We start from the raw sequence: 15,759 nt of genomic DNA, 5'->3' as shown, positions 1-15,759 counted from the left end.
ATGGAGTTATTTATGGCTGAAAGTATTAAGGTGTATTATGGACCTCATGCGCTAAGTGGTACTGGTGCGCCTGGATACCACAAGTACATAATCTATACGAATAGTAATGGGGATAGATTTTATGCTCGTGGCGGTCCAGGTAATATTGGTCCAGGTGCGGAGGATGGCGCAGATCCGAGTACCTCTCCTTTCGGTCCATTACAAGGAGATTATGGCACAGACGGTCCTGACTCTCCTGATTATGATCCTGATGGTGATAATCCTAGTGAAACAATAGTTGACGGAGATGACTTATCCACTGAGTGGAATGATATAAAGGATGCTATTGATAAGTTGAATGAGCTTAAGCTCCCTTATCAACCTCTTGACAGAAATTCTAATTCATTAGTTGATTATGCCTTACGTCAAGCCGCTCTACCTGAGCCGCAAATGGATGGTGAACTTGATTACTGGTCGCCGGGGTCTGGTGAAATGTTGCCGCCTACTTTTCATGAGATTATAGGTAGGCTACTACTTATGATTTCCCCTTCGACTAGTGACTTATGGATTGATGCTCTAAATTTCATTCAGCGACGCGACCCTCTTTCACTTGATCTAGACGGGGATGGTATCGAGACTATCTCTGCCAACTCCGGAATCACCTTCGACTTCAATGGCGATGGCCTGAAAACCGGTACCGGTTGGGTCAAAAGAGATGACGGGTTCCTAGTACTGGATCGTAATGCAAATGGCATTGTTGAAAGTGGTAATGAGCTTTTCGGTGTTGATACAGTTAAGTCCAATGGACAGAAAGCCACCGATGGTTTCGATGCCCTGCGTGATTTAGATAGCAATGCCGACGGTGTATTCGATTCGCAGGATGCTGAATTTAATAATGTACGCGTCTGGCAAGACCTTAATCAGGATGGTGTATCGCAAGCCAGCGAACTAAAAAGTCTAGCCGAACATAGCATTGTCGCCATCAATCTTGAGTCGACCAGCACTAATGAGAATTCAAATGGCAACCTGATCAGCGCTGTAGGCACCTATGTGCGTGATGATGGTCGCGAGAGTTCAGTTAATGGCAACTTAAGCCAAGCCGCTAACCTTGATTTGGCATCGAACCCTTTCTATCGCGAGTTTACCGATGACATAACGCTGGATTCGGTCGCAGAAGCTCTGCCAGACATGCAAGGTTCTGGTGCAGTGCGCGACCTTCGCGAAGCCAGCATGCTTAACCCTGAGCTTAAAGGTGTTCTTGCAGATTACGCCTCAGCGCAGACTCGTGAGGAGCAGTTGGGATTATTGGATCGTGTACTTGCCGAGTGGGCTGAAAGCTCCGGCTACCAAACCTTTGATCAGCGTGTTTCGGCGTTGGATGGTGACGCGGGGAGCTTTGCTTTTTCCTATTCTTGGGAAAAAAACCAAGAAAATGATGTTGCCGCTGTACCGACGACTGCTCAGCTTGAGCAGAAATCGTTACTTGAGAAAATTAAAATTCTTGAAGTGTTCAACAGCCAGAACTTTTTCAGCTTCAGTGCGACTCAGCGAACTGACTCTAGCGGCAAAACAATTATAGATGCACTAATTGGCGCTGGCTCGATGCGTGGCGGCAGCGCTAGCTTCAACGGAGGTAGCGCTCAAGGATCGACCAATCACTACATCACTGAGGCTCATCTGGGGGTAAATGCGACTCAAGCCCAGTTTCTGAACAGCGCCTATGAGGTGTTGCGTGAGTCGGTGTACCAAGGGCTTCTGCTGCAAACGCGTTTACAGCCTTATATTGCTGAAATTGGCTTGAACCTATCAACTGACGGAATAGCGCTGGATTACAGTGGAGCCACGTTGTTGCTTGAGCAGACTCATCAGAATAACCCGGTCAAAGCAAGTGTGGATCTGTTTGAGCTTAGCAAGGCAGTCAAAGGTCCTTTAGACCAGTGGACAACTACTTTAGGTTCTTGGGTATCACAACTAGATGCGTCTGAGCAGCAAACATTCAAGCAGCAGTTAGGAGGCGGAAGTAGCATTGTCTCAGGTGGTATAACTGCAGACACGCTCTCTACAGGTAGTAGTTCGGATTTTGTTTTTGGCAAAGAAGGCAACGATAACCTCCAAAGTAACAAAGGAAGTGACTACCTAGATGGCGGTGCAGGGGATGACAACCTGCACGGTGGTGACGGTGCGGATATTTTACTTGGAGGGGCGGAGAAGGATAGCCTATACGGGGGAAACGGCTTTGACATCCTCGATGGCGGTGCAGGAAACGACTATTTAAACGGCGGTGACGGCTCAGATACTTATTTATTTGGTATCGGCTCTGGCAATGACACTATCAGCAATTATGACCGTTCTACAGATCGCTTCGATATCGTTCTCCTTGGAGAAGGGCTAGGTAAGCAAGACGTAAAGCTCGCGCGCGATGGTAGCGATCTGCTGATCAAACTGAAGGACCATAGCGATACGTTACGAGTAAGTAATTTCTTCAATCAGGATGCGGTTGGTGGATATCAGATAGATCAGATTCAGTTTGCTGGAGGACAGACTTGGTCGCTTGATGAGATCAAGCAAATTGTTCAACAGCCAAGCGAAGGGTTGACCCAGCTCCATGGTTATGAAGCCGCCGATGCTATTCAGGGCGTAGAGCACGGTGAGTCTATTTACGGGAATGGTGGAAACGACACGCTGGGTGGCGGTGGAGGCGATGATCGTCTGAATGGCGGTGATGGTGACGATATTCTCGATGGTGGTGCGGGTAATGACTATCTTGTCGGCGGTGCAGGTTCTGATACATATCTGTTTGGTCTAGGTGCAGGGCATGATGTAGTCAGTAATGATGATACTTCTACAGGAAGGCTCGACCGCATTCTGTTTACTACAGGTGTGGCGCCTCAAGATGTGATGTTACAGCGCTCAGGTAATGACCTCTTGATTCGTCTGAATAATGACGCAGATTCAATACGCATGCAGTCATTCTTTTATCAGGATGGTGCGAGCAGCTATGTGATCAATCGCATCGATTTTGCCGACGGTACCCAATGGGATGTGGGAACTATCAAACAGAAGATATTACAAGCTACTGACGGCGCCGATCAATTTATTGGATACGCCACGGGTGATGTGATTGACGGTGGAATCGGGGATGACAATATCGACGGCCAGGATGGCGACGATACCCTTATTGGAGGAATTGGTGACGATAGGCTTAGCGGTGGTACTGGTAACGACGTACTACAAGGTGGTAATGGCAATGATTACCTGAACGGTAATGCAGGCTCTGACACCTATCGCTTTGGCCGTGGTGACGGCCATGATCGTATTTCCAATTACGATCTTACCGAAGGTCGAATGGACGTTCTTCAATTAGGCGAAGGTATCGCTCAAACAGATATCCGTTTGAGTCGAAGCAGCAACCACGATCTGGTGTTAACCATAGTTGATACAGGTGATACGGTTTCTGTAGACAGTTTCTTTGTCAAGGACGCGACGATTGGCTACACAATTGATCGTATTGTATTTGCCGATGGCAGCTTCTGGGATATTGAGCAAATCAAGTTGCAAGTTTTGCAGCCATCTGAGGCAGCGGACACCTTATATGGCTATGCGACGGATGACTTGATTGATGGTGGTGCTGGTAATGATTCTCTGACGGGCAACCAAGGGAATGATCAATTAATTGGTGGTGAGGGTAATGACCGTCTGGAAGGTGGCGAAGGCAATGACACCTTAGATAGTGGTACTGGCAATGACTACCTGACAGGTGGAGAGGGTTCGGATACTTATTTGTTTGGTCGTGGGGACGGCCAAGATGTGATCAATAACTTTGATCGTTCTGCTGGTTCAGAGGACGTTATTCAACTCGCTGCCGATATCTTCCCATCTGATATTCGTCTGACTCGTTTGCAGAACAAACTTATTATTAGTATCCAAGGCAGTGACGACACACTGACTGTTGAGCATTACTTTGAAAGTGACGCAACAGATGGCTATCAGGTTGATCGGATCGTTTTTGCCGACGGTACAGCTTGGAATGTTGAGGCAGTCAAGCAGTTTGTACAGGTTGGCACAGAGGGAACGGATAGCCTGTACGGCTATGCTACAGACGATGCTCTAGAAGGTTTTGCCGGCGATGATTCGCTCTACGGCAATGCAGGAAATGATCATTTGTCTGGGGGTGACGGCAACGATTACCTTTCAGGAGGCGCTGGAAACGATACCTTGCTGGGTGGTAATGGTGATGATTGGTTGTCCGGTGGTGCCGGTGAAAACCTGCTAGATGGTGGAGCCGGGAATGATCGTTACTCTAGCGGTGAATATAATACCTACATCTTCCGGCAAGGCAGTGATCAAGACCGAGTAAGCGTGTTACCAGAACAAGCCACTATTCAGATTGAAGGTTACAACCTCGATCAGCTTATATTACGGCGAAGTGGCACCGATCTAGTCGCATCTTTTTTGTCAAATAGTGAAGACGTTTTAACGTTTGAGCGTTACTTCGAAGGTAATACACCGCGCCGTGGTCTGACCTTAAAGGATGCGTTAGGTAATGTAGAAGTGCTGGATCCGCACGGCGTCAATGCAAGAACGTTGGTTGGTTCCTCAGGGGATGATCATATCCAAGCTAATGATTTGGATAACACAATCTCTGCTGGTGACGGCGCTGATTATCTTAACGGTTTAGCTGGAAATGACCTGTTTGATGGTGGCGCTGGTGAAGATTTACTTCTGGGCGGTGAGGGTAATGACACCCTGATTGGAGGTGCTGGTGATGATCAGTTACAGGGAGGTAAGGGTGACGACTTGTATCAGTTCGCAGCTGGTAGCGGCATTGATCTTATTCAGGATGAAAGTGGAAATGACAGCCTTCAATTTATAGATTCAGTTCCTGCCGATATTGTCTTGCGTCGTGATGAGTACGACTTGGTAATTAGCCGAGTTGCAACTGGAGAGCAGATTCGTATCGAAGGGCAGTTCACCTATCAAGCAGGTGTACATGGCAAAACACCAATTGAGTCAATGCTCTTCGTTGATGGCACCGTTTGGGATATTGCTCAGATAAAACAGATGGCGTTGGCCGGCACCGATGCTGCCGATGAGATTTTCGGACACTCCGATGATGATCTAATCCATGCCGGTGCAGGTGACGATATTGTTTACGGCCAAGAGGGTGATGACACTATTCATGGCGGTGACGGCAATGACACGCTAGATGGTGGACGTGGACGAAGCGTTCTATATGGTGAAGGTGGCGATGATCAGTTAAATGCAACTTGGGGTGGCCAATCATATGGTGGGGATGGTAACGATACTCTGAACGGAGCAGGAGAGCTCTACGGTGAGTCGGGTGAGGATCATCTCTACGGTGGAGGCTTGCTTGACGGTGGCGCGGGTAACGATTACTTGGAAGGCGGCGGCCTGTTAATCGGTGGCGATGGCAACGACATTCTCAAAGGAGAGGGCTTCGACACTCTGCAAGGCGGCGCCGGTGATGATTTGATCGAGGCTTACAGTAACGCTTGGGATCAGGGTGAAAATGTCATCGAGGGCGGTACTGGGAACGATACTGTCTACGGCTCGTTCGGTGAAGATACCTACCTTTTCAACCTCGGTGATGGCCATGACCTTTTGATCGAACGCCGCGCTAATGAGGCCTATAGCAATATTGAGCCGACTGCTGACACGCTTAGCTTTGGACAAGGCATTGCTGCCAGCGACTTGAGTTATAACCGTCGTGGCTTGGACATGATTATTGAGCATGCCAATGGGACTGACTCAATCACTGTTCAGAATTGGTTCAAGGAACCTAGCGATCACTTCAAACTAGAGCATTTTGTGTTCGCTGATGGCAGTGAACTGAGCCTGTCAGATGTTGAAGGGCAAGTGATTTGGCACGGTACAAGTGGTGTGGATAGCTTTATCGGTTACCGCGAACTCAACGAAATCATACGCCTTGGTGCAGATGACGATAAAACGTGGGGCCGTGCAGGCGATGATGTGATGCACGGTGAAGGCGGTAACGACTATCTGGACGGAGAAGCTGGTGACGACACAGTCTATGGTGGGGATGGAAACGACCAGTTAATGGGCGGCGTTGGCCATGACCAACTATTCGGTGGCGCTGGCGACGATAAGTACGTCTACGCGCTGGGTGATGGCAACGATACTATTGATAACACCGGTGGCGGTAATGATGGTGTGTTCTTCAGTGGCGGTATCGACGAGGAGCGTCTGACCTTCACTCGCGATGGAGATGACCTTTTGATCCTAGTGGACGGTGATGCAGAGCAGTCAGTGCGTGTACTAGGTCACTTCTTGGGTGGTGACAAGGCCATTAGCTATGTTCAGCCGGATGGCGGCTTCTTGATCAATGCCACACGTATTGCCCAGATCGTTGCAGCCGGCAATGTCCCTGGCGGTTTCGATACCCTTGTAGAAGGTACTGCTGCAGGTGAACAGCTGGCTGGCGGGCAAGAGCGTGACTTACTGCGTGGCTTGGCCGGTAATGACACTTTGTTTGGTATGAGTGGTGATGACCAGATCGAAGGTGGCGAAGGTAACGATTATCTCTCCGGCGGCAATGGTTCGCAGAGCGGCTCGGGGAACGACATACTAATTGGCGGCATTGGCAACGACGTACTCGATGGTGAGGACGGAGATGACCAGCTAACTGGTGGTACAGGTGATGATCAGTACTATTATCGTGCCAACGGTGGCGTTGATGTTATTGACAACACTGGCGGCGGTTTCGACGGTGCCTTCTTTATAGGTATCGCACGCACTCGGATTAGCTTCCACCGCGATGGTGATGATCTGCTGATTTTGGTGGATGGCGATCTTGAGCAGCAGGTAAAAGTGACTAATCACTTTCTTGGCGGGGATTTCTCCATTGATTATATTCAGCCCGATGGTGGTAGCTATATCACTACCGCTCAGATTGCCGGCCTGCTGACAGCGCTACCTGGTGATCCGGGTGATGGCGGTAATCCTGGAGATGGTGAAGATCCGGGTGACGGTGGCACCAATCCAGGTGGAGGCGAGCAGCCTCCCGTCGCAGGCGTTGGTGGTGATGATGTGCTTACCGGAACACTCGCTAATGATGTGTTGATTGGTGGTGCTGGAAACGACACGTTGAGAGGCGGAGCAGGTAATGACCGGTTGTTGGGTGGTGTCGAGGACGATACCTATATTTACACTGCTGGACAGGACGTTCTTGAAGAGTTGGGTGGCATCGATACCCTGCAATTTGCTAATGGTATTACCTTCAATCAAGTGGCTTCTGGCTTGGGCAAGTCAGGTAATGATCTCATCCTCAAAGTCGACGGCAGCACCGCCAACCAGATTACCCTGAAAGACTTCTTTTTAGGGGGTGATAACTTGGTTGAAACCATGAGCTTCGAAACTGGTGGGCAGTTAACGGCAGCTCAAATTTTCGGGGCATTTGGTCTAGCTATGCCGGCAGCACCAGTTGCGTTTGACAATGTTGCGCAGGGTACAAGTGGCGATGATGCTGGATTAAATGGCGCGGCTCTGCATGATTTGCTGCAAGGATTCAATGGCAATGACCAGCTTTCTGGCGCCGCCGGTAATGATCGTTTAGAAGGCGGCAACGGCAGCGATACCCTCAACGGAGGTATAGGTAATGACACACTGGTTGGCGGTCGTGGCGATGACACCTATGTGTTCGCAGTTGGTGGCGGTCAGGACGTAATCGATAACATCGGTGGAGGTTTTGACACTCTGCACTTTGACGGTATTGCCTTCAATCAAGTCTCAAGCGGCCTGATGAAAAGCGGGAATGATCTTGTCCTAAAGGTCAGTGGTGGCAGTGATCAGGTAACTCTGAAAAACTGGTTCTTGGGTGGCGATCATGTCGTTGATGTCATCAGTTTCTCATCAGGGGGCCAACTTACTGCTGCGCAGTTGTTCGGTGCGTTTGGTCTCAATAACCCTGATACCAACGGTTCGCCTGACTACCAGAACCTACCTGATGAGCGTGCCTTCGGCACCATTCTGGCGGGGCAGGCTGCTGATCAGAACATCATTGGCTCATCCGATGCTGATCTGATTGATGGTGGTGCCGGTAACGACGATCTACGTGGTAGCACGGGTAATGACTATCTGCTCGGCGGTGATGGTAACGACACTTACCATTTTGCTGCAGGTGATGGTCAAGACAGCATCAACAACTTGTCTAACAATCCGGCAGACAACGACATGCTTAGCATCGAAGGTATCGTTCGTGATGAACTGTGGTTATCGCGTCAGGGCGATAGTCTGGTGATCGATGTCGTCGGCTCGGAAGACAGCGTTACAGTGCAGGACTGGTATGCAAGTTCGGCTCAGCGTTTGGATGCCGTCCAAGCAGGTGACTCGACTTTGTACGCCAACCAAGTCGATAACCTTGTTAGTGCTATGGCGGCCTTTGGGGCACCGGCTGGTGGGGAAATCAACCTAAGTCAGGTGCAGCGTGACCAGCTTAATGCGGTCATCGCAGCAAACTGGCAGTAGGTTAAAGTGATATCAAACAGCCCGCCTTGATGGCGGGCTGTTTGTTTATGTGTTGACCTAGGTCAACAGCCGAAAATATAAACAAACATGCTGCCAGGCTGATGCCCCTCAACTAACCTGAGCCTGTTAGCATTGTCCTTATCGGCAATGCGCACCATCCAGTTGCCGCATCGAACCTATTGTTATCGTAGATGGATTTTTTATGAAATTTCTTACTCCCTTCGCTATGTTGAGTCTTTGCAGTCTGTTGGCCGCGCCTTTGATTGCTGCCGAAAAGGCTCCTGAAACCCTCAAGGGCTGTGCCGCCAAGAAACAAAGCATCATCGAGCAGATTGAGTTTGCAAAATCCCACGGCAATACCAGTCAGCAAGCGGGCCTGGAAAAGGCGCTCAGTGAAGTGAATGAGCATTGCACCGATGAGTCGCTTAAGAAAAGTCGTGAACAAGACGTGCTTGATGCCAAGCATGAAGTCAGCGAGCGCAAAGCTGATCTTGAACAAGCCATGAAGAAAGGCGACGTTGAGAAAATCAACAAGCGCAAAGAGAAGCTGGCCGAAGCTCATGAGGAGCTCGATGAGGCGTTGCAAGAGCTGGAGAAGTAATCCAACCGCTCTACGCTTTGATTAGGCTAAAACCGAAACGCCTGCATTTGCAGGCGTTTGTCAGGATCAATCGCGGTAAAACACCTGGACCAAGTGATAACCAAACTGGCTTTTGATCGGGCCATGCACTTCGCGCAGCGGCTTCTTGAAGATCACTTGATCTATCGCGCGGACCATTTGCCCAGGGCGCACTTCACCCAAGTCACCGCCACGCTTGCCCGAAGGGCAAGTCGAATACTTGCGCGCCAGTACGTCGAACGCTTCGCCCGCAGCCAGACGTTTCTTCAACTGAGCCGCTTCGGCTTCAGTTTTCACCAAAATATGTTTCGCCATTGCTTTAGCCATGGGCGGTTCCTCACAAGTTCTTGCGCCGCATTGTGCCAGTATTTAGCACATCGCTGAAATTATCCTGGCGACATACAAAGAGCGGTGAATCTGGGCGTAGGCTCATCGGGGATACCTTAGGTTTATCCGCTCAAAACTCGCCTACTGTTATAGAACCTGTCTTGCGGACGTGCACATGGACATTCAATCGCTACTCAAAACCCTTGCCAGCCAAGACGGCTCTGATCTGTACCTTTCGACGGGGGCGCCACCTTGCGCCAAGTTCAACGGCATGCTCAAGGCCTTGAGCGCCGAGCCATTGAAGCCTGGCGACATTGCGGCGGTGGCTGATGCCATCATGGATGTTGCCCAACGTGAAGAGTTCGAGCGTGAGCTGGAAATGAACCTGGCAATGTCTGTACCGGGCGTGGGGCGTTTTCGGATCAATATCTTCAAACAGCGCAATGAAGTCTCGATCGTGGCGCGGAACATCAAGCTGGATATTCCCAAGTTTGAAGACCTGAAACTGCCGGAAGTGCTGCTCAGCACAGTGATGGAAAAGCGTGGCCTGGTGTTGTTTGTCGGCGGCACCGGCTCGGGTAAATCGACCTCGCTGGCGGCCTTGATTGATTACCGCAATCGCAACAGTGGCGGGCACATCATCACCATTGAAGACCCAGTCGAATACGTACACCGACACAAGAAGTCGATCATCAACCAGCGTGAAGTCGGCGTTGATACTCGCAGCTTCCATGCGGCGCTGAAAAACACCCTGCGCCAGGCGCCAGATGTGATTCTTATCGGCGAGATTCGTGACCGCGAAACCATGGAACATGCACTGGCCTTTGCCGATACCGGTCACTTGGCGATTTCCACCCTGCACGCCAACAACGCCAATCAGGCGCTCGACCGGATTATCAACTTCTTCCCCGAAGACCGCCGGCCGCAACTGTTGAATGATTTGGGCAACAACCTCAAGGCATTCGTGTCCCAGCGCTTGGTCAAGACCACGGACGGCAAGCGTCGCGCTGCGGTCGAGGTGCTGTTGGGCACGCCGACGGTGCGCGATCTGATCAAGCGCAACGAGTTCTCCGAGATCAAGGAAATCATGGAGAAATCGAAAAATCTGGGCATGCAGACCTTTGATCAAGCCTTGATCGATTTGGTTAATCAAGGTGCGATTGACGAGGAAGAGGCGGTTAAAAACGCCGATTCTGCAAATAACGTCCGGCTCAAGCTAAAACTCTATCGCGAAACACCCGCTGCGCCTGCTGCCAGCCCGGTAGCCACGCCGGTTGCGCAGGCGAAACCGGCCCCAGCTGCTGATGCCGCTGATTGGGGGCTTGAGTTGAAGCTTGAAGACATCGAAGTTGATACCCCGCCGGAAGATCCGGGTAGGCAGGGTATTTAATGCCCGAAAACCGCGAGTCTACTTAAAGAAAGCCAGTTTTAAGCAGCGCAACAAAAAGCCCGGTCATGCCGGGCTTTTTGCTATCAGGATGAGGCTGTTCAGTCGCGCAACAAGGTGCAGCCGGTCGCAGCTTGGAGCTCTTCAAAGCTGACGCCATCGGCCAGTTCAACGACGCGCATGCCTTGTTCGGTAACATCAAGCACCGCAAGGTCGGTAATAATCCGGTCAACCACAGCAACGCCAGTTAGTGGCAAGTCGCAGCTGGGCAGAATCTTGTGAGCGCCGCCTTTGGCGGTGTGCTCCATCAGTACCACCACACGCTTGACCCCGGCGACTAAATCCATGGCGCCGCCCATGCCCTTGACCATCTTGCCGGGAATCATCCAGTTGGCCAGATCACCTTTTTCCGAGACCTGCATCGCGCCCAGAATCGACAGGTTGATGTGACCGCCGCGAATCATCGCAAAGCTTGCTGCGCTGTCAAAAAAAGCGCTGCCGGGCAGGGTGGTGATGGTTTGTTTGCCTGCGTTGATCAGATCCGGATCAACTTCAGCTTCGGTAGGGAAAGGGCCGATGCCCATCAGGCCGTTTTCGCTTTGCAGCCACACATCCATGCCTTGCGGGATGTAGTTGGCGACCAGTGTCGGCAGACCGATGCCGAGGTTTACGTAGAAACCATCGTTGAGTTCTTGTGCGGCGCGCTGCGCCATTTGTTCGCGTGTCCAGGCCATGATTAAGCGCTCCGCAGTGTGCGTTGTTCGATGCGTTTTTCTGGTGACTTGTTCAGCACCAGACGCTGTACGTAGATACCGGGCAGATGGATATGGTCTGCCTCAAGCTCGCCGGTTTCGACGATTTCCTCTACCTCGACAATGCAAATCTTGCCTGCGGCTGCGGCCAGTGGGTTGAAGTTACGCGCCGTCTTGTTGAATACCAGGTTCCCTGACTTGTCGGCTTTCCAGGCTTTGACCAGGGCGATATCGGCTGTCAGTGAGCGCTCCATCACGTACCACTCGCCATCAAACTCGCGGGTTTCCTTGCCTTCGGCGACCAGCGTGCCGTAGCCCGTCTTGGTGTAGAACGCAGGAATTCCGGCACCGCCAGCCCGCAACTTTTCAGCCAATGTGCCTTGCGGGGTGAATTCGAGCTCAAGCTCGCCAGCGAGGTATTGACGCTCGAACTCTTTATTTTCGCCAACGTAGGAGGAAATCATCTTGCTGATTTGTCGGCTTTCAAGCAAAAGGCCCAGGCCAAAGCCGTCAACCCCGGCGTTGTTGCTGATCACCGTCAGTTTGCGTTTGCCGGTCTCGCGCAGGGCTGCAATCAGCGCCTCGGGAATTCCACACAAGCCAAAACCGCCGACCGCCAAGGTCATGCCGTCTTCAACCAATCCGGTGAGAGCCTCTTGGGCGCTGGGGTAGATTTTATTCATTTGATTGACTCCTTGATGAGTGCCCGGCTAAGTCTATGAGTAGACGTTAACCGGGCTACGGCGACTTGACCAACAGCGACATTTACTAGTAATCCGCCGACTTTTGGTGCAGTTGTCTAAAAGGGCTTTATCAGCCGAAGAAGTACAAGCAACCTGATATAACGATGCCCGAGTAGACCAGCATCAGCAGGCAATAGCCCATAATGTCGCGAGCGCCCAAGCCGGCAATGCCGAGCAACGGCAAGGCCCAGAAGGGTTGGATCATGTTGGTCCAGGCGTCGCCCCAGGCAATGGCCATCGCCGTTACCGCCGGTGCAACACCAAGTGCCTGGCCAGCAGGCAACATGATTGGGCCTTGGACAGCCCATTGACCGCCACCGGATGGTACGAACACGTTGACGAAGCCTGCACTGAGGAATGCCAGTACCGGGAAGGTGTCGGCGTTTGACCAGACAACAAAAGCGTCAGTCACCTGCTTGCCGAGTGAGATGCCATCAGCGTTTGCGCCGACCATCATGCCCATGATCCCGGCATAGAACGGAAACTGAATAACAATGCCGCTAATGCCACCAATGCCTTCCTGTACCGCACGCATGTAACGCTCTGGCGAGCCATGCAGGAACAAGCCAATAAACAGGAACAGGCCGATAACGATATTGAGGCTGAGGGCAAAGCCATTGCTGGCGAAGTAGTAGGAGAAGTAGATAGCTGCTAGCGCGACGATGATCAGGTTGAGAATGCGGCTGTCATCCAAGCGTTGCGCTGGCGTTTCACGTGGCATGGCCGGGCTTTCAGCATCGACCAAAAGGCTTGGGTCTGCGACTTTCGGCTCGGCTGGATGCATCGCTCGGTTGAGCAAAGGCAGGCCGATAACCAGCAGGCCAATAATGGTCAGGTTCATTGGCGTGAACAGGGTTTCGCCCACACCAATCGCCGAGGTCACCACGCCGCCGGTCATGCGCGACAGGTCAGCGCCACCCGTGGCCAGCGACAGCGGAATCGAGCCGGACAGGCCGCCGTGCCAGATCAGGAAGCCCGAATAAGCCGATGCGACCAGCAATGGATAATCAACGCCTTTGACTTCACGCGCCAAGGCACGGGCGAAAACCGCACCAATGACCAAGCCAAAGCCCCAGTTGATCCAGGCGCCCGCCAAGGCGACCAAGGTCACCAGGACGATGGCTTGACCGGGCGATTTGGCTATGCGAGCCAGGGCGCCAAGCAAACGGTGGATCAGTGGCGCGCTGGCCAGAGCATGGCCGGTGACCAGGATAAGGGCCATCTGCATGGCAAACGTCAGCAGGTTCCAGAAACCAGCGCCCCAGTGCTGGGCCATCTGCGGCAAGCTCTGGCCGGTGCTGAGCATGCTGGTGATCAGTACGATCAGGCTCAGCAGGATAGCGAAGACAAAAGGCGAGGGCAGGTAACGCTGGACAAGCTTTACGCTCAAGGCAGTAATTGATGAAAGCATGGTCGGTCCTATGTTGTTGTTATGACTGCAATCAAGATAGCGCTCTTTGTTGCAGCGGGTTTGACAGCAAGTGCTCAGTGTTACTGAATCAAGCTTGCAAGACTATAAGCACAAGGTCTAAGTCGGGCTTCTTAGCGCAGCTTAAGCATACTTTTATGGTTACTGAATTAGTGCGAGTGGCTGTAATCGTAATCGGATTTTGATTAACGTAATTTGTGTATAATTTTGCGTCAAGCCATAAAGCCATCATCGTTACCTACCGAGCATTGAATGGAAAAGCCCCAGAGTCGTGAAGTCTCGAGTAAACAAAAGGTGCGTTCGGCCGAGGTTGGCACCGACATCCTCAAAGCACTGGCTGAGCTGAGTCCATCGACCTCTTTGTCGAATCTTGCAGAGCATGTACAGATGCCTGCAAGCAAGGTGCATCGCTATCTTCAGGCACTTATTGCCAGCGGTTTTGCCCAGCAAGATCAAGTGACCAACCATTACGCCCTTGGCCGTGAAGCCTTGATGGTGGGGTTGGCGGCGTTGGCCAGCATGGATGTACTCAAAGTCGCTGCAGTGCCTTTGGCTGAGTTGCGTGACGCACTGAATGAAAGCTGTTTTCTGGCTGTCTGGGCTAACAAAGGCGCAACCGTTGTCCAGTTGCAGCAGGCCACCCGGGCTGTGACCTTGGTGACCAAGGTAGGCTCGGTCTTGCCGCTGTTGAGTTCGGCGACCGGTCTGACCTTTGCCGCCTACCTGCCGGAAGCCGAGACGGCGCAGTTGCGTGAAGACGAACTGCAGGCTAACCGCTATCATCCGTTTGCCGACGCCAGCAAATACCAGCAGCATCTACAGCAGGTTCGCGATCAGAGGTTGCATGCGGTACACGGCTTGCTGATGCCGGGTGTTGATGCGCTGTCGGCGCCGGTGTTCGATGCTTATGGGCGCGTCGCTGCAGTGCTTACCGTCGTGGGCTCGGCCAGGGTGTTTGATGCCGACGAGGCGGGCATGGCGGCTGAGCGTCTGAAACAGACCGCAGAAGCCATCAGCTGGCGGATGGGTTACGTCAAACCCTAACAGCTTCATTTAGTGTGTGGCTGCCAGCAAGGCGCTGGCCGCCCGTGAGCCATTGGCTTTACCGAGAATGGTGCAGATACGCTGACCGGCTGCGGCTAACTTGTGGATGTCGATTCCGGTTTCGATCCCCAGTCCGTTAAGCAGATAGACCACATCTTCAGTGGCAATATTGCCGGTCGCGCCCTTGGCGTAGGGGCAACCGCCCAGACCTGCAACCGAGCTGTCGAACACGCTTATACCTTCGAGCAGGCTTGCATAGATGTTGCTCAAGCCCTGTCCGTAAGTATCGTGAAAGTGTCCGGCCAGTTTGTCCCGTGGAATCTCCCGCGCCACTGTGTCGAGCAAGTGCCGGGTTGCGCCCGCGGTGCCTTTGCCGATGGTGTCGCCAAGGGATATTTCATAGCAACCCATATCAAACAAAGCCTTGCTGACCCAGGCAACCTGTTCAGGCGCGATTTCGCCTTCATAGGGGCAGCCGAGCACGCAGGATACATAACCGCGTACGCGAATGCCGTGCTGTTTGGCGGCCTGCATCACAGGCTCAAAGCGTTCGAGGCTGTCTTTGATCGAGCAATTGATGTTCTTCTGCGAGAACGACTCAGACGCCGCTGCGAATACGGCGACTTCCTTGACTCCAGCCGCTGACGCGCCCTCCAAGCCGCGTAGGTTCGGTGTCAGGGCCGCATAGGTCACGCCCGTGCGTTGTTTGATTTGCGCGAATACCTCTTCGCTGCCAGCCATTTGCGGCACCCATTTGGCCGAGACAAAACTGCCGACTTCAATGTAGCCAAGGCCCGCATCAGTCAGGTCGTCTACCAGCCAAACCTTGTCGGCAACATTGATCGGTTGCTTCTCATTCTGCAAGCCATCGCGTGGGCCAACTTCAACCAGTCGAACAGAGTGCGGCAGGATCATGCTCTAGCTCCATTGCATTCATTAAAGTCAATTTAATCAGGTTATTATGATTAAAAGTT

The 15,759-nt window shown here is 52.1% G+C and carries 9 protein-coding genes; 4 read left to right on the top strand and 5 right to left on the bottom strand.

What is annotated here, in order from left to right; translation table 11 throughout:
- Positions 1-12 precede the first annotated feature (12 nt).
- Both ACN0UH_RS15070 and ACN0UH_RS15065 read left to right on the top strand, forming a co-directional pair.
- Positions 13-8,484: a calcium-binding protein gene (locus ACN0UH_RS15070; RefSeq protein WP_417662826.1), complete on the top strand. Its 8,472-nt coding sequence runs from the start codon at positions 13-15 to the stop codon at positions 8,482-8,484.
- 202 nt (positions 8,485-8,686) lie between these two features.
- Positions 8,687-9,085 (top strand): DUF1090 domain-containing protein, encoded by a 399-nt coding sequence (locus ACN0UH_RS15065; protein ID WP_417662825.1) that lies wholly within the window; start codon positions 8,687-8,689, stop codon positions 9,083-9,085.
- Between the two features lie 66 nt (positions 9,086-9,151).
- Here the strand turns inward: ACN0UH_RS15065 and ACN0UH_RS15060 are convergent, their stop codons facing one another.
- Positions 9,152-9,430 (bottom strand): peptidylprolyl isomerase, encoded by a 279-nt coding sequence (locus ACN0UH_RS15060; RefSeq protein WP_087517008.1) that lies wholly within the window; start codon positions 9,428-9,430, stop codon positions 9,152-9,154.
- A 175-nt stretch (positions 9,431-9,605) separates the two neighbouring features.
- Between ACN0UH_RS15060 and ACN0UH_RS15055 the strand changes: the two genes are divergently transcribed.
- Positions 9,606-10,820, top strand: coding sequence for a PilT/PilU family type 4a pilus ATPase (locus ACN0UH_RS15055; protein ID WP_417662824.1), 1,215 nt, complete (start codon positions 9,606-9,608; stop codon positions 10,818-10,820).
- 98 nt (positions 10,821-10,918) lie between these two features.
- Here ACN0UH_RS15055 and ACN0UH_RS15050 read toward each other — a convergent pair whose 3' ends face one another.
- The 3 genes from ACN0UH_RS15050 to ACN0UH_RS15040 form a co-directional block, all read right to left on the bottom strand.
- Positions 10,919-11,551: a CoA transferase subunit B gene (locus tag ACN0UH_RS15050; RefSeq protein ID WP_417662823.1), complete on the bottom strand. Its 633-nt coding sequence runs from the start codon at positions 11,549-11,551 to the stop codon at positions 10,919-10,921.
- Between the two features lie 2 nt (positions 11,552-11,553).
- The gene (locus ACN0UH_RS15045) at positions 11,554-12,252 is read right to left on the bottom strand and encodes a CoA transferase subunit A (RefSeq protein WP_417662822.1); all 699 of its coding nucleotides are present in this window, start codon (positions 12,250-12,252) and stop codon (positions 11,554-11,556) included.
- A gap of 130 nt (positions 12,253-12,382) precedes the next feature.
- Entirely contained in the window at positions 12,383-13,723 is a 1,341-nt protein-coding gene (locus ACN0UH_RS15040) for a short-chain fatty acid transporter (protein ID WP_417662821.1), read from the bottom strand.
- Positions 13,724-13,993: 270 nt separating this feature from the next.
- Between ACN0UH_RS15040 and ACN0UH_RS15035 the strand changes: the two genes are divergently transcribed.
- Positions 13,994-14,785, top strand: coding sequence for an IclR family transcriptional regulator (locus ACN0UH_RS15035; RefSeq protein WP_417662820.1), 792 nt, complete (start codon positions 13,994-13,996; stop codon positions 14,783-14,785).
- A 9-nt stretch (positions 14,786-14,794) separates the two neighbouring features.
- On the opposite strand, the gene ACN0UH_RS15030 is transcribed toward ACN0UH_RS15035, so the two are convergent.
- Positions 14,795-15,700, bottom strand: coding sequence for a hydroxymethylglutaryl-CoA lyase (locus ACN0UH_RS15030; RefSeq protein ID WP_417662819.1), 906 nt, complete (start codon positions 15,698-15,700; stop codon positions 14,795-14,797).
- Positions 15,701-15,759 lie beyond the last annotated feature (59 nt).

The sequence above is a fragment of the Pseudomonas sp. genome (assembly GCF_048265905.1).
Classification (GTDB): Bacteria; Pseudomonadota; Gammaproteobacteria; order Pseudomonadales; family Pseudomonadaceae; genus Aquipseudomonas.
The sequence above is the reverse complement of the archived record's forward strand: the minus strand, read 5'-3'. Positions and strand labels throughout refer to the sequence as shown.